Annotated in this window: 11 protein-coding genes and 3 pseudogenes; 7 read left to right on the forward strand and 7 right to left on the reverse strand. The window is 66.9% G+C overall.

Going from position 1 to position 13,321, the window contains the following annotated elements:
• Window positions 1–30 precede the first annotated feature (30 nt).
• The gene (gene fabG / locus KB879_RS17415) at window positions 31–762 is read left to right on the forward strand and encodes a 3-oxoacyl-ACP reductase FabG (protein WP_011617927.1); all 732 of its coding nucleotides are present in this window, start codon (window positions 31–33) and stop codon (window positions 760–762) included.
• A 25-nt stretch (window positions 763–787) separates the two neighbouring features.
• Window positions 788–2,005, forward strand: coding sequence for a cation:proton antiporter (locus tag KB879_RS17420; protein WP_013954027.1), 1,218 nt, complete (start codon window positions 788–790; stop codon window positions 2,003–2,005).
• A gap of 151 nt (window positions 2,006–2,156) precedes the next feature.
• Here the strand turns inward: KB879_RS17420 and KB879_RS17425 are convergent, their stop codons facing one another.
• Entirely contained in the window at window positions 2,157–3,317 is a 1,161-nt protein-coding gene (locus KB879_RS17425) for an RNA-guided endonuclease TnpB family protein (RefSeq protein ID WP_049800573.1), read from the reverse strand.
• A 102-nt stretch (window positions 3,318–3,419) separates the two neighbouring features.
• Between KB879_RS17425 and tnpA the strand changes: the two are divergent.
• Together tnpA and KB879_RS40400 are read left to right on the forward strand one after the other, a co-directional pair.
• Window positions 3,420–3,670 (forward strand): annotated as a pseudogene (gene tnpA, locus KB879_RS17430) (IS200/IS605 family transposase).
• Between the two features lie 87 nt (window positions 3,671–3,757).
• Window positions 3,758–5,180, forward strand: a pseudogene (locus tag KB879_RS40400) (IS4 family transposase).
• Window positions 5,181–5,200: 20 nt separating this feature from the next.
• Here the strand turns inward: KB879_RS40400 and KB879_RS17440 are convergent.
• The gene (locus tag KB879_RS17440; RefSeq protein WP_013954030.1) at window positions 5,201–6,124 is read right to left on the reverse strand and encodes a LysR family transcriptional regulator; all 924 of its coding nucleotides are present in this window, start codon (window positions 6,122–6,124) and stop codon (window positions 5,201–5,203) included.
• 134 nt (window positions 6,125–6,258) lie between these two features.
• Between KB879_RS17440 and KB879_RS17445 the strand changes: the two genes are divergently transcribed.
• Window positions 6,259–7,566 carry an SGNH/GDSL hydrolase family protein gene (locus tag KB879_RS17445; protein WP_211979495.1) on the forward strand — a complete coding sequence of 436 codons (1,308 nt, stop codon included), beginning with the start codon at window positions 6,259–6,261 and terminating at the stop codon, window positions 7,564–7,566.
• Here the strand turns inward: KB879_RS17445 and KB879_RS17450 are convergent.
• From KB879_RS17450 to KB879_RS17460, 3 genes are all read right to left on the reverse strand, one after another.
• Window positions 7,524–8,177 carry a glutathione S-transferase family protein gene (locus KB879_RS17450; RefSeq protein WP_211979496.1) on the reverse strand — a complete coding sequence of 218 codons (654 nt, stop codon included), beginning with the start codon at window positions 8,175–8,177 and terminating at the stop codon, window positions 7,524–7,526. The two genes, KB879_RS17445 and KB879_RS17450, sit on opposite strands and share 43 nt — an antisense overlap.
• 42 nt (window positions 8,178–8,219) lie before the next feature.
• Window positions 8,220–9,176 carry a prolyl aminopeptidase gene (gene pip, locus KB879_RS17455; protein ID WP_153956944.1) on the reverse strand — a complete coding sequence of 319 codons (957 nt, stop codon included), beginning with the start codon at window positions 9,174–9,176 and terminating at the stop codon, window positions 8,220–8,222.
• A gap of 69 nt (window positions 9,177–9,245) precedes the next feature.
• Window positions 9,246–10,133, reverse strand: a complete 888-nt coding sequence (locus KB879_RS17460; RefSeq protein WP_013954034.1) for a LysR substrate-binding domain-containing protein — start codon at window positions 10,131–10,133, stop codon at window positions 9,246–9,248.
• A 144-nt stretch (window positions 10,134–10,277) separates the two neighbouring features.
• On the opposite strand from KB879_RS17460, the gene KB879_RS17465 reads away from it, so the two are divergent.
• Both KB879_RS17465 and KB879_RS17470 read left to right on the forward strand, forming a co-directional pair.
• Window positions 10,278–10,676, forward strand: coding sequence for a RidA family protein (locus KB879_RS17465; RefSeq protein WP_013954035.1), 399 nt, complete (start codon window positions 10,278–10,280; stop codon window positions 10,674–10,676).
• Window positions 10,673–11,809: an NADH:flavin oxidoreductase gene (locus KB879_RS17470; protein ID WP_211979497.1), complete on the forward strand. Its 1,137-nt coding sequence runs from the start codon at window positions 10,673–10,675 to the stop codon at window positions 11,807–11,809. The genes KB879_RS17465 and KB879_RS17470 overlap by 4 nt, the downstream gene beginning before the upstream one ends.
• On the opposite strand, the gene KB879_RS17475 is transcribed toward KB879_RS17470, so the two are convergent.
• Both KB879_RS17475 and KB879_RS17480 read right to left on the reverse strand, forming a co-directional pair.
• Entirely contained in the window at window positions 11,751–12,218 is a 468-nt protein-coding gene (locus KB879_RS17475; protein WP_153956942.1) for a RidA family protein, read from the reverse strand. The genes KB879_RS17470 and KB879_RS17475 overlap by 59 nt on opposite strands.
• Window positions 12,208–13,282 (reverse strand): annotated as a pseudogene (locus tag KB879_RS17480) (alanine racemase). The gene KB879_RS17475 and the pseudogene KB879_RS17480 overlap by 11 nt, the downstream one beginning before the upstream one ends.
• Between the last annotated feature and the right edge of the window lie 39 nt (window positions 13,283–13,321).

The following is a 13,321-nucleotide window of genomic DNA, read 5'->3' on the forward strand; positions in this document are numbered from 1 at the left end:
CGCAGAGGACTTTTTTCAAGGACACCAGGTATGACCAATCCGACCGTGCTCGTTACGGGCTCGTCGCGCGGCATCGGTCGCGCCATCGCCCTGCGGCTGGCCCGCGACGGCTACGACGTGGTGGTGCATTGCCGCTCGCGCCGCGACGAAGCCGACTCCGTCGCCGACGCGGTGCGCGCCTGCGGCCGCAAAGCCCGCGTGTTGTGCTTCGACGTGGCACGGCGCGAGGAAGCCGCCGCCGCGCTGCTGGCCGATATCGCCGCGCATGACTGCTACTACGGCGTGGTATGCAACGCCGGCCTGGCGCGCGACGCGGCCTTCCCGGCCATGAGCGGCGCCGAATGGGACGAGGTGGTGCATACCAACCTCGACGCCTTCTACAACGTGCTCAACCCGGTGGTGATGCCGATGGTGCAGCGGCGCCAGCCCGGGCGCATCGTCACGCTGTCGTCGGTCTCGGGCCTGGTGGGCAACCGCGGCCAGACCAACTACAGCGCGGCCAAGGCCGGCATCATCGGCGCCACCAAGGCGCTGGCGATCGAACTTGCCAAACGCGCCATCACGGTCAACTGCGTGGCGCCCGGCCTGATCGACACCGACATGGTCGAGCAGCACGTGCGCGACGAGGCGCTGCGCATGATCCCGGCGCGGCGGCTCGGCACGCCCGACGAAGTGGCCGCGACCGTGGCCTTCCTGATGTCGCCCGACGCCGGCTATATCACGCGCCAGGTGATCTCGGTCAACGGCGGGATGTTCGGATGAAGCGCGTCGTCGCCAGCGTGGTCCGATGAACGGCGTCAGCATCTTCTTCCTGCAGGCGATGCTGGTGGTCGCGCTGCCCTATCTGCTGTGGCGTGGTGCCGGCCTGCGCTCGGTGTTTCCGCTGGTCGGCGTGCAGGTGCTGGCCGGCATCGTGCTGGGGCCATCGGTGTTCGGGCAGCTGGCGCCGCAGGGCTGGACCGCGCTGTTCGGGCCCGACCGCCTGCCGATGCTGTCCGGCCTGCAGTGGCTGGCGGTGACGCTGTTCTGCTTCCTGACCGGCCTGCACCTGCGCGAAGACAGCGTGCCCGCGCACTGGCGCGCGACCCTGCAGATCTCGCTGGGCAGCATTGCCGCGCCGTTCGCGCTGGGGGCCGCTGCCGGCTGGTATATGACCACGGCCGGCTGGCCGGTCGCCGGGGAACTGGCCAGCCCCTACTGGTTTGCCTGCGCCATGGGCATCTGCACCGCCGTCACGGCGCTGCCGGTGCTGGGTGCGCTGCTGCGCGAAATGCGCCTGACCGGCACCCGCCTGGGCCAGCTGGCCTTGCGCTGCGCGGCCGTCAACGATGCCTGGGTGTGGCTGTTCCTGACCCTGGTGCTGCTGCAGCATGGCGGCCAGGACGGCGCCAGCGCCCTCACCGTGGCGGCACGCGCCGGTGCCTACCTGGCGTTCATGTTCCTGGCGGTGCGCCCCGCCCTGGCATGGCTGCTGCGCCGCCGCGCGCCGGAGACCGAGCTGCTGCTAGCGACGGCGCTGTTCCTGGTGCTGGCCTCGGCATTCCTAGGCGAACTGGCCGGGCTGCACCATGTGATGGGCGGCTTCGTCGCCGGGCTGGTATGGCCCGCACGCGAAGCGCAGCGTGTGCGCCAGCAGCTTGAACCGGTCACGGTGGTGGTGCTGCTGCCCTTCTTCTTCCTGGCCGCCGGGCTGCGCACCGAGATCTCGCTGGACAACCCGATGACGCTGTGGATCGCGGCGCTGTCGCTGGCCATCGCGATCGCCGGCAAGATGGCCGGCGTGGCGCTGCCCGCGCGCCGCGCCGGCATGGGCTGGCGCGAATCGCTGGCACTGGGCACGCTGCTGCAGACCAAGGGCCTGGTCGAGGTGGTGGTGCTAACCGTGCTGCTGGACGCGCGCATCATCAGCACTGCGGCGTTTTCCGGGCTGTTGCTGATGGCGCTGGCCAGCACGCTGCTGGCGCGGCCGTTGACGATGCTGGTGGCGCGGGGCCGGTTGCATTAAGCGCTATCCGGCCGCTCACACCGGGTTGACATCCTCCTCGTCCTCAGCCTTCGGCTGCCGCCTTACGGCGGAAAGGACGAGGATTCCTACGGCGCTACGTGATGCTCTACGTAGTCACTTCGGTGGGTTCCTGCTTCGTAGAGCGGCTTGACTACGCCGACTCTCCACAGGCTGCAACGCGGTGCCCCCGCGCCAAAATGTTGATCGCGCCGACCACGTCGGCGTGATTCGCATAGCCGCATGCCACACAGGCGAAGCTCGCCTGGCTCTGCCGGTTCTCGGCAGATACATGCCCGCAGCAAGGGCACGTGCGACTGGTGTGCTGTGGCGGCACAGCTATTAGCCAGCCGCCATTCCACGCTAGCTTGTATTCCAGTTGACGCCCGAACTCGTACCAACCCTGATCGAGGATGGCCTTGTTCAGGCCGGACTTGGCCCTGACGTTCTTGCCCGGTTGCCCGCTTGAACCGGCCGCTGACTTGGACATGTTCCGTACCTTCAGGTCCTCGATACACACCATCGCTTGATTTTCGCTGATCGTGGTCGTGGCTTTGTGCAGGTAGTCGAGGCGGGCGTTACCGATGCGTGCGTGGATACGCTGGATTCGGGCCTTGGACTTCTTCCAGTTGTTGCTGAATTTCGTCTTGCGGCTCATCGCCCGCTGCGCACGGCGCAGTCTGGCTTCGTGCTTCCTAAAGCTGTTGAGCGGCGCGAGGAAAGTGCCATCGCTCATGGTGGCAAAGCGAGCGATGCCCATGTCGATGCCGATGGCGCTGGTGGCTTTCGGCACAGGTCGCTCGACCTTCCGCTCAGTCTGGATCGAAACAAACCACTTGCCGCCCGAAAGGCTGACGCAGGCATTGCGTACCTCACCGAGTACGTCGCGGCTGTTCCTGTATCGCAGCCAGCCCAGCTTGGGCAAAAAGATACGCGAGTTGGTCTGATCAAGCTTGATTTGCTTCTGGTCGGGATAGCGGAAACTGTCGCCCAGACCCTTCTTCTTGAAACGCGGGAAGTCGGCCCGTTTTGCGAAGAAATTTGTGTAGGCCCGCTCCAAGTCCTTGAGCGTCTGTTGAAGAGGATGGACTGGTGCATCGGCCAGCCATGCTGTTTCCGTGCTGTTGCGCCACTCCGTGAGTTGCTTACACAGACCGGCATAGCTGAGCTTCTTTTCGCCTTGATCGTAACGCTGTTTCTGCAACGCCAGCGCCTTGTTATAGACGAACCGGCACGATCCGGCATAACGGCGCATGTTGCGCTGCTGCTCGCCGTTCGGCATCAATTCGTATTTGAAGGCTTGAAGACGCTGCATGGCCCAATCATACTCTTGGCCTATGAGCGACGACAATGACATTCGGCAGAGGACCTGCGCGACATATTTACCGGCGTTTGCGCAGATTTCGAAGCTGAACTGGTGGAGTTCGATGGGGAGGACGATCACGTTCACCTTCTTGTGAACTACCCGCCAAAGGTCGCGGTGTCCGCACTGGTAAACAGCTTGAAAGGGGTATCCAGCCGTATGATCCGAAAGAAGAACTACCCGAGCATCAGCAAGAAGCTATGGGGCGGTGCGCATGGTCGCCGTCTTACTTCGCAGGGAGCTGCGGCGGTGCGCCCATCGAGATCATCCGCCAATACATTGAGCAACAACAGACGCCGCATTAGCCGCCGAAAGGACGCCGACGGCGTCCGCGCTATCCTTCCCCGGCCTAAAGGCCTGAGGATTACCCACAAATCCGGTTGTAAACTGGATTGAGCGGTGTTAACTTTCGCCCATCCTATTTATGTTGTTGCAGCGGATTGGCGATCAGAGACGACACGGCAGACTGGGCTAGCGAAGAATTCGCAGAGGCGAGTCTCGGCGATGCTCGCCTGTCGCAGCGACTGGTCGCGCTGGCCCGGCAGCTGGCCATCAGTCCACACACTTCGCTCCCCCAGGCCCTGTCACCAGCTGAACTGAAGGCGGCCTACCTCTTCTTCGATAACGATCAGCTCGATACCAACGGCGTGCTGGCGCCGCATATTGCACAGACGTTGCACCGCATGGAACAGTTGCCAGTGGTGCTGGCAATACAGGATACGACCGATTCAATCTGACGCACCTGCACGCCACAGAGGGCTTAGGTCGCTGTACCGGTGGCAATGAGCGTGGTTTCCTGATGCACAGCCTGCTGGCAGTCAGTCCAGAGGGGCTGCCGCTTGGGGTGCTGGGCATGAAGACGTGGACACGCGCTGAAGCAACCAAAGGTAGTGCTGCGCAGCGCAAGTCCCGACCCGTCCACGAGAAAGAAAGCGCTAAGTGGATCGAGGGTCTTGCCCATCTGTCTGCGCTGAAGTCGCGCTGTGCACAGACCCAACTGGTAGGGATCGGAGATCGCGAAAGCGATGTGTATGAACTGTTTGCTGCCGAGCGACCAGACGGAGTGGACTGGCTGGTGCGCGCAGCATGGAATCGCTGTGCCCGCCATCCCCAGCGCTATCTCTGGCAAGCGGTATTGGACACCCCTGCGGCAGGTTACACCGAGTTGCTGATTCCGGCCAGAGGTGCACGCACCCTACGCACGGCCCGCCTGACGCTGCGATACGCGCCCGTTCGCCTGCAACCACCTCAGACGCGGGCTGGCTTGCCCGAGCAGAATGTCTTCGCTGTGCATGTCATCGAGGACGAACCGCCCCCGCCGGTATCGAGCCGCTCGAATGGATGCTACTCAGTTCGGTGCCCACGCACTCGCCTGAGCAGGCTCTTGAGCGGCTTCAGTGGTATGCGCGGCGCTGGACCATCGAGACCTGGCACCGTGTGCTCAAGAGTGGCTGCCGTATCGAGGCCCGCCAATTCGGTACACTGGAACGCTTCGTGCGGGCCACCTCCCTGTTTGCCGTAATCGCCTGGCGCATTCTGTACACGACTCTACTGGCTCGCCTTGATGGCGAGTTGCCCTGCGAGGTAGTCCTTCAGCCCATCGAATGGCAGGCTCTGTATTGCCGCGTACACCGAACCACCCGGCCACCGGACAAAGTGCCATCGCTGAATCAGGCAGTACTGTGGATCGCCACGCTGGGTGGCTACCTGAATCGCCGCAGTGATCCTCCGCTCGGCGCCACGGTTATCTGGCGAGGCTTCTTCGTCCTCCACGAGATTACCGAAATGTTCCGCATCTTCAGTTCAGGTCCATAGGATGTGGGTAAAGCTCAGGCCTAAAGGCCGAGGCTTGCCGCGCACCTGGTCAACCCCGGCAACCCCGCAATCGCCTGCGCCAGGTAGTCCAGCAACACCCGCACCCGCGCCGGCTGGTAGCGCCGCGACGGATAGACCAGGAAGGCTTCCTGCGCCGGACCGCTCCAGCGTGGCAACACGTGCTGCAAGGCACCGCTGTCGAGCAGGTCCTGCACCAGCCATGCCGGCGTCATGCCAAAGCCGACGCCGGCCAGGAAGCTCTCGCGCATCGCCAGCGAGTTGTTGACGCGGTAGCGGCAGGGCGCGCTGACCGGCGCCTGCCCGCCGGGCCCGTCGAGCACGATCTCGTCGCCAGCGGCCAGCCAGGTGAAGCGCAGGATCTGGTGCCGCGCCAGGTCGGCTGGCTGCCGGATACGCGGATGGCGTGCGAGGTAATCGGGCGAGGCCACCAGCAGCCGCGGCGACACCGCGATGCGGCGCGCGACCACGTTGGGCGGCAGCGAGGCGCCGAGGCGCACCGCGATGTCGACGCCCTCCTCCACCAGGTCGACAAAGCGGTCGTCGAACAGCAACTCCACCTCCACCTCCGGATAGCGCTGCTGGAACGCCAGCACCAGCGCATTAAGCCGCAGCACGCCGAAGCTGGCCGGCGCGCTGACGCGCACCCGCCCGGCCGGGTGCCCGGACATGCCACGCGCATCACTGACCGCCTCGCCGTATTCATCCAGCACGCGGCGCGCGCGCTCATAGAAGCGCCGCCCCGCCTCGGTCGGCGACAGGCTGGTGGTGCTGCGCTCCAGCAGCCGCACGCCCATGTCTTTCTCCAGTGCGGCCACGACCTTGCTGATGGTCGGCTGGGTCGACTGCTGCTCGCGCGCCACCGCCGACAGGCTGCCCAGCTCCACGGCGCGCACGAAGACCTGCATTGCCCTGATGGTGTCCATGCCGTTCCTTGTGCCCATTCATTCCATCGCGGAATGAGCGATATGCCATTCTGCCTGCTACCTGTCATTTCTGGAATGCCCTACCTTGGGCGTCATCCCGGCACCAACGCCGGTCCACGAGCCGAGGCAAACCCATGTTCCGCATTCCCCGCATCCTGCGCTGCCTGACTGCGCTGACGTTCTCCGCCACCCTCGCCAGCACCGCGGCACTGGCCAGCCCCTTGCAGGACCCAACCTGGCTGACCAGCTGGATGGCAAGCCAGCAGCCGGTGTGGCAGCCCGGCGCCCAGCCGCTGCCGACCGGCGTGCCCACGGTGCTGTCCGGCCAGACGCTGCGCCAGGTGGTGCGGCTCAGCGTGGGCGGCAAGCGCGTGCGCGTGGTGCTGTCCAACCCCTACGGCCGCCACCCGGTCGCGGTCGGCGCGGCGCAACTCGCGCGCCATGCCGGCGGCGGCAGCATCGATGCGGCGGGCAGCCGCGCGGTGACGTTCGGCGGCAGCGCGTCGGTGATCATCCCGGCGGGCCAGTCCGTGGCAAGCGATCCGGTCGCCATCGACGCCCCGGCGCTGGGCGAACTGGCACTCAGCCTCTACCTGCCGCAAGCCACCGCGATCGAGTCGTTCCATTGGGATGGGCGCCAGACCGCGTGGCTCGCGGCCGGCAACGCGACCACGCAGGCCACGCTGCCTGCGCCGCAGTCGTTCAGCGCGCGCATCCTGCTCAGCGAGGTGCAGGTCGATGCGCCCGGGTATACCGGTGCCGTGGTGGCCGTCGGGGATTCGATCACCGAAGGCAACGGCTCCACCCCCGACACCAACCGCCGCTGGCCGGACGTGCTGGCACAGCGTGCGGCCGGCAACGGCGTGGCTGTGCTCAATGCGGGCATCTCCGGCGGGCGGCTGCTGCGCGATGGCATGGGGGTGTCCGCACTGGCGCGGCTGGATCGCGACGCACTGAGCCAGCCGCACGTGCGCACCGTGATCGCGGCGATCGGCATCAACGATATCGCCTGGCCGGGCTCCACCTTTGCACCGGGCGATGCGGTGCCGCAGGCCGCCGAGTTGATCGAGGGCTACCGCCGCCTGATCGCGCGCGCCCATGCGCGCGGCGTGCGCGTGATCGGCGCCACCATCACGCCGTTTGCGGGGGCGCTGCGCGATACGCCGATCCGCGGCTATGACAGCCCGGGAAAGGAAGCGGTGCGGCTGGCGGTCAACAACTGGATCCGCAACGGCGGCGCGTTCGATGCGGTGGCGGATTTCGACGCCGCGGTGCGCGATCCCGCGCGCCCGCAGGCGCTGCTGCCGGCGTTCGACAGCGGCGACCACCTGCATCCCGGCGACGCGGGCTATCGCGCCATGGCGGCGCAGATCGGGCTGACGCTGCCTGAGCTTGCCCGTCAGTCCCGGTCCGGCGCACCCGGCGGGAAGAGCCGGCGATAGGGCCGTGCCTCGTCCACCGCGCGCGCGAACGATGGCCGCGCCAGCAGCCGGTTGCGGTAGGCGCGCACGTTGCCGCACGCATCGGGGATCGGATGCACCCAGTCCGCATAGAACAGCGACGGCGCGGCCGAGCAATCGGCCAGCGTAAAGGCGTCACCCGCGGCCCATTCCCGGCCGGCCAGCGTTGACTCAAGCCACGCGTAGGCCGAATCGAGCAACTTGCGTGCCTCGGCCACGCCATAAGCATCGCGGTGCTCCGCCGGGCGCAGGTAGTCGGCCACGATGCGCTGCATCGGCGTCATCACATACTGGTCGAAGAAGCGGTCGAGCATGCGCACTTCCAGCGCGGCGTCGGGCGACTCCGGCAGCCAGCGCACGGGGCCGCGGTGATGCCGGTCCAGGTAGTCGATGATGATGCTCGATTCGAGCACCGTGCGGCTGCCGTCCACCAGCACCGGCATGCGCTTGAGCGGCCACAGCCTGGCGAGTTCGTCCATGTTCTGCGCGTGTTCTGGCGACAGCATCCTGAACTCGAAGGGAATGGCGTTCTCGTACAGCGCAACGAGAACCTTCTGGCAATAGGATGAAAACGGGTGGGCGTAAAGCTCCATCGTGGTCTCCGGTGGTGATCTTCGGTGGTGGTCGGCGCGCGACTACTGCTGCGCCGCAAAGCGATCGGTCGCGGCAATCAGCTGGTCCATGATGCCCGGCTCGGTCCACGCATGGCCGGCGCCTTCGATCAGGTGAAAATCGGCATTGGGCCACGCCTGGTGCAGCGCATAGGCATAGCGCACCGGGCACGGCATGTCATAGCGGCCGTGCACGATCACGCCGGGGATGTCGGCCAGCTTGTGCGCGTCACGCAGCAGTTGCCCGTCTTCCAGCCAGCAGCGGTGCGTGAAGTAGTGGTTCTCCAGCCGCGCGAACGCCAGCGCAAAGTGCCCGTCGTCATGCTTGGCGCTGTTGCCGGCGTCCGGCAGCAGCGTGATGGTCTCGCCTTCCCACACGCTCCATGCGCGCGCCGCTTCCACCTGCTTGTCCTGGTCGTCACCGGTCAGCAGCTTGCGGTAGGCGGCCATCATGTTGCCGCGCTCGGCCTCGGGCACCGGCGCCTGGAAACGCGCCCACTTGTCGGGGAACATCTCGGACACGCCGTATTGGTAATACCAATCCAGCTCCGCCTGCGACACCGTGTAGATGCCACGCAGCACCAGCTCGCTGACGCGCTGCGGGTGCTTCTGCGCGTAGGCCAGTGCCAGCGTCGAGCCCCATGAGCCGCCGAACACCAACCAGCGCTCCACGCCGGCCAGCACGCGCAGGCGCTCGATATCGTCGACCAGGTGCCACGTGGTGTTGGCCTCCAGCCCCGCATGCGGCGTCGAACGCCCGCAGCCGCGCTGGTCGAACAGCAGCACGTCATAGCGCGCCGGGTCGAACAGCCGCCGGTGGTCCGCGGAAATCCCGCCACCCGGCCCGCCATGCAGGAACACCGCCGGCTTGGCACCGGGCGTGCCCACTCGCTCGTAGTAGATGACATGCCCGTCGCCGACATCCAGCGTGCCGGTTTCATAGGGCTCGATTTCAGGATAGAGGGTGCGCAGGGCAGGCATGGATATGGGTCTACGGAGATCGGGAGCCACAGTGTACGCCGGAGGGAACGGCAAACAGTAGCCCAGCCCTTAACCGGCGAACACCGTCTTCACCCAGTCCCTCAGCAGCCGCGTGGCGGGACGCTCCGCGGCGCGCTCGCTGTAGACAAGGTCATAGCGGAAGCTCTCCAGCGACAGCCCGAACGGCTGCACCAGCACGCCCGAGGCCAGCTCTTCCGCGACCAGCGTCAGGCTGAGCAGGCCGACCCCCTGCCCCGCGATGGTGGCCTGCACGGCGTGGATCTCGTCAGTAAAGCTGAGGCCGGCATGCGGATCGGTGACCTCGACGCCGGCGTGCGCCAGCCACTGGCGCCAGACCGGCGCGCGCTCGTTATCGCGTGCGCCGGCGCCCCACTCGAAGTGCACCAGCGTGGCGTGCTTCAGATCCTGCATGCTGGCCAGTTTCAGGCCCGGGCTGCAGACCGGCGCAAACCGGTCGCAGAACAACGGCTCGACCACCAGGCCCGGGTAGTCGCCGCTTCCGTAGCGGATGGCAGCGTCCGCATCGTTGTCCAGGTCGACGATCTGGTCCGACGCATCCAGGCGCAGCGTCCAGTCAGGGTAGGCCGCGCGGAACTGGCCGGCACGTGGTGCCAGCCGCTTGGCCATGAAGGCAACCGTCGATGTCAGCGTGGCAACGTTGGTCTGTCCGCTGCGCTGCACCGCCAGCACGGCGCGCTCCATCCCGTCCAGGCCGTCCCGCACCGCGGGGAACAACTGATGCCCGGCAGGCGTCAGGCGCACCTTGCGGGTCTGGCGTTCGAACAGCTTCACGCCAAGGCTCTCTTCCAGCAAGCGGATCTGGTGGCTGACCGCCGTCGGCGTGACGTGCAGTTCGTCCGCCGCGTGCTTGAAGCTGGCGCGCCGGGCGGCGGCTTCGAAGGTGCGCAGGGCACTCAGGGGCGGCAGTTTGCGCAAGCCTCCTCCTTAGATGAGATGTATTCATGTATCGACTGAAAAGCGACCATTTGTCGCTGCCTCGTCCCGCTCCGATACTCGACCTATCGGATGGCCCCTCAGGCGATCAGGTGAATTCTACTAAATCATCTACCGGAGTCAGCAATGCCACTGGAACAAGTCCACACCAAACCCGACCCCTATGCCCCCTATTTGCTTTCGCAAGCCATCCGGGCCGGCGGCTTCCTCTTTGTTTCCGGCCAGGCCGGGGTGGGCGACGATGGCGCCATCGTGGGCCGTGACGACTTCGATGCCCAGGCCGAGCAGGCATTCAGCAACCTCAGGCGCGCGCTGCAGGCGGGCGGCTCGGGGCTGGACCGCGTGGTGAAGGTGACGATCTTCCTGACGTCGATGGCACACTTCCCGAAGATCGTCGAACTGCGCCGCAAATGGTTCTCTGCCCCCTATCCGGCCGACACCATCGTCGAGGTCTCGGCGCTCTACTCGCCGGACGCGAAGATCGAGATCGAAGCCATCGCCCTGGCCACAGAGGCTGCGCGATGACCACGCCCGCCACCCCCTCGCTGTTCGATACGCTGGCGCTGAACGGCGTGCCGCTGCGCAACCGGCTCGCGGTGGCGCCGATGACGCGCATCAGCGCCACCGCCACAGGCGTTCCCACCGAGGCCATGACCCGCTACTACGCAGGCTTCGCCCGCGGCGGCTTTGGCCTCATCGTCACGGAGGGCATCTATACCGACCGTGCCTACGCCCAGGGCTATGCGGGCCAGCCCGGTCTGACGGACGCGCAGCAAGTCGCCGCCTGGCGCCAGGTCGTTGCCGCGGTCCACCAGCAGGGCGGGCGCATCGTGGCGCAGCTGATGCATGCCGGTGCGCTGTCGCAAGCCAACCGCTTCCGCGACGACACGGTCGGGCCCTCGGCCGTGCAGCCCAAGGGGCAGCAGATGACCGTGTATGCCGGCAAGGGTCCATACCGGATGCCGCGCGCCATGGAGGAGGCAGACATCCTGCAGGCCATCGAAGGCTTTGCGCAGGCCGCCCGGCTGGCCCGTGACGCGGGTTTCGACGGCGTTGAAATCCACGGTGCCAATGGCTATCTGCTGGACCAGTTCCTGACGGGCTATACAAATCAACGCCAGGACGCCTGGGGCGGCAGCATCGCGAAACGCATGCGCCTGCCGCTGGAAACCGTCCGCGCGGTGCGCGTTGCCGTGGGTACGGGCTTCCCCGTCGGCGTGCGCATCTCGCAAGGCAAGGTGAACGATTTCGTCCACAAGTGGCCGGAAGGCGCGGAGGGCGCGGCCGCCGTTTTCTCCGCGCTTGGGGCGAGCGCCGTGGACTACCTCCACGTGACGGAGTACGAGGCATGGATGCCCGCCTTCGCGGACGACGGCGCGACGCTGGTGCAGCTTGCACGCCGTGCCGCGCCCGGGCTCGCGATCGTGGCCAACGGCAGCCTGCATGAGCCATCGCGCGCGACCGGCCTGCTGGACGATGGCGCCACGCTGGTCGCGCTCGGTCGCGGCGCCCTTGCGAATCCGGACTGGCCGGTGCTGGTGCGCGAGGGTCAGCCGGTACGGCCATTCGATGCGGCCGTTCTCGCGCCGCTGGACAACATCAAGGATGCCGAGCTGGCGCTGCGCGAAGCAGGCCGCCAGGCGGTGACGCCGGGCTGACGGTCGCAACCGCCACAGCCTCCACCTCGACCTTCAGCCCGAAATGCAGCGGGCCGGTGGGCACCACGGCCCTGGCCGGCCGCGCGTCGCCAGCCCATGCGGCGTAGATCGCGTTGAAGGCGGGCCAGTTGTCCATCGTGTCCACGTAGACGCGCACCTGTACCAGCGCCGCGATGCTGCTGCCGGCGGCAAGCAGTGCGGCCTCGACGTTGGCCAGCGCCTGTTGCGCCTGTGCGGCGAACGACGCGTCGACCAGCTTGTGCCCGTCCGGTGCAATCGGCAACTGGCCGGAGATAAAGACCAGGCCGCCGGCGACCGTGGCATGGCTGTAGTGGCCGCCTGGTGCGGCGAGCGAAGCGGGACTGACTGTGCGTACCGCCCCGTGTTCATCGTTGTGCTTACCAGCCATGCAGACGGCTCCATTCGGTGGCCGCGCCATCCTCGGCAATGGCGTGGTAGGTGGGAAACTGCGCCCCGGTGGCGCAGGCGTGGTTGGGCAGGATGCGCAGCACCGTGCCGACGGGCAAGCGTGCAGCGATATCCGGATCAGCCGTGCCTTGGCGCGAGCTCCTGGTTGGCGCCGCTGAGAACGTAGCCGGGCATGACGGTGCCGTCGATGGCGCAGGCCTGGCCGTAGCCGAAGTCGTGCTTCTGCTTCTGCGTGCCACGGTCGCGGCTCATGGCCATCCAGCCGGCATCGACGATGGCCCAGCCCTTTTCCGGCTGGTGTCCGATCACGGTGGTCAGCACGCTCAGCGCCACCTCGTCTTCGGTGCAGACGCCGACATTGCGCATGACCAGGTCAAAGAACACATAGACCCCCGCGCGCACCTCGGTCACGCCCTCCAGGCTGGCTGCCGACAGCGCGGTCGGGGTCGAGCCCACGCTGACCTCCGCGCACGGCAGGCCCGCCTCGCGCAGCCGCGTGGCGGCGCGCACGCAGCCGGCACGCTCTTGCTCGGCCATGGCCGCAAGCGCCGCGAGCGTGTCCAGGTCATAGCTGGAGCCGGCGTGCGTCATCACCCCGCCCAGGCGCACATCGCCATCATGCAGGACGCGCGCCACGTCGATCAGCGCGGGGTCGTCGGGGAGGATGCCGGAGCGGTGGCCATCGGTATCGATTTCGATCCAGACCTCGAAGGCCTCGCGGTGTGCGTTGCAGAAGGCGACGATGGCGCGGGCGGACTCCACGCTGTCGGTCAGGATCTTGAGGTCGCAGCCGCGGCGGCGCAGCGCCAGCGCCAGCGCCTGGGGCAGCTTGCTCGCCACCGTGCCCACGCCGTAGAGGATGTCGGTGATGCCGGCGTCGAAGAAGTGCGCGGCTTCCTTCAGCGTGGAGACGGTGATGCCGCTCGCGCCCGCATCGATCTGCGCGCGCACAACCGGCGTGCATTTGCTGGTCTTGGCATGCGGACGGAAGCGCACGCCGAGCGCATCCATGCGCGCCTGCATGCGGTGGATATTGCGCAGCATGCGCGGGGTGTCGATCACTGCCGCAGGCGTTTCCAGGCT

It is taken from the genome of Cupriavidus sp. KK10 (genome assembly GCF_018223725.1).
GTDB lineage: Bacteria > Pseudomonadota > Gammaproteobacteria > Burkholderiales > Burkholderiaceae > Cupriavidus > Cupriavidus necator.

Bases quoted from the DNA above. Each gene is read 5' to 3' on its own strand.
- fabG (WP_011617927.1), top strand. From the start codon at position 31: ATGACCAATCCGACCGTGCTCGTTACGGGCTCGTCGCGCGGCATCGGT.
- KB879_RS17420 (WP_013954027.1), top strand. From the start codon at position 788: ATGAACGGCGTCAGCATCTTCTTCCTGCAGGCGATGCTGGTGGTCGCG.
- KB879_RS17425 (WP_049800573.1), bottom strand. From the start codon at position 3,317: ATGCAGCGTCTTCAAGCCTTCAAATACGAATTGATGCCGAACGGCGAG.
- KB879_RS17440 (WP_013954030.1), bottom strand. From the start codon at position 6,124: ATGGACACCATCAGGGCAATGCAGGTCTTCGTGCGCGCCGTGGAGCTG.
- KB879_RS17445 (WP_211979495.1), top strand. From the start codon at position 6,259: ATGTTCCGCATTCCCCGCATCCTGCGCTGCCTGACTGCGCTGACGTTC.
- KB879_RS17450 (WP_211979496.1), bottom strand. From the start codon at position 8,177: ATGGAGCTTTACGCCCACCCGTTTTCATCCTATTGCCAGAAGGTTCTC.
- pip (WP_153956944.1), bottom strand. From the start codon at position 9,176: ATGCCTGCCCTGCGCACCCTCTATCCTGAAATCGAGCCCTATGAAACC.
- KB879_RS17465 (WP_013954035.1), top strand. From the start codon at position 10,278: ATGCCACTGGAACAAGTCCACACCAAACCCGACCCCTATGCCCCCTAT.
- KB879_RS17470 (WP_211979497.1), top strand. From the start codon at position 10,673: ATGACCACGCCCGCCACCCCCTCGCTGTTCGATACGCTGGCGCTGAAC.
- KB879_RS17475 (WP_153956942.1), bottom strand. From the start codon at position 12,218: ATGGCTGGTAAGCACAACGATGAACACGGGGCGGTACGCACAGTCAGT.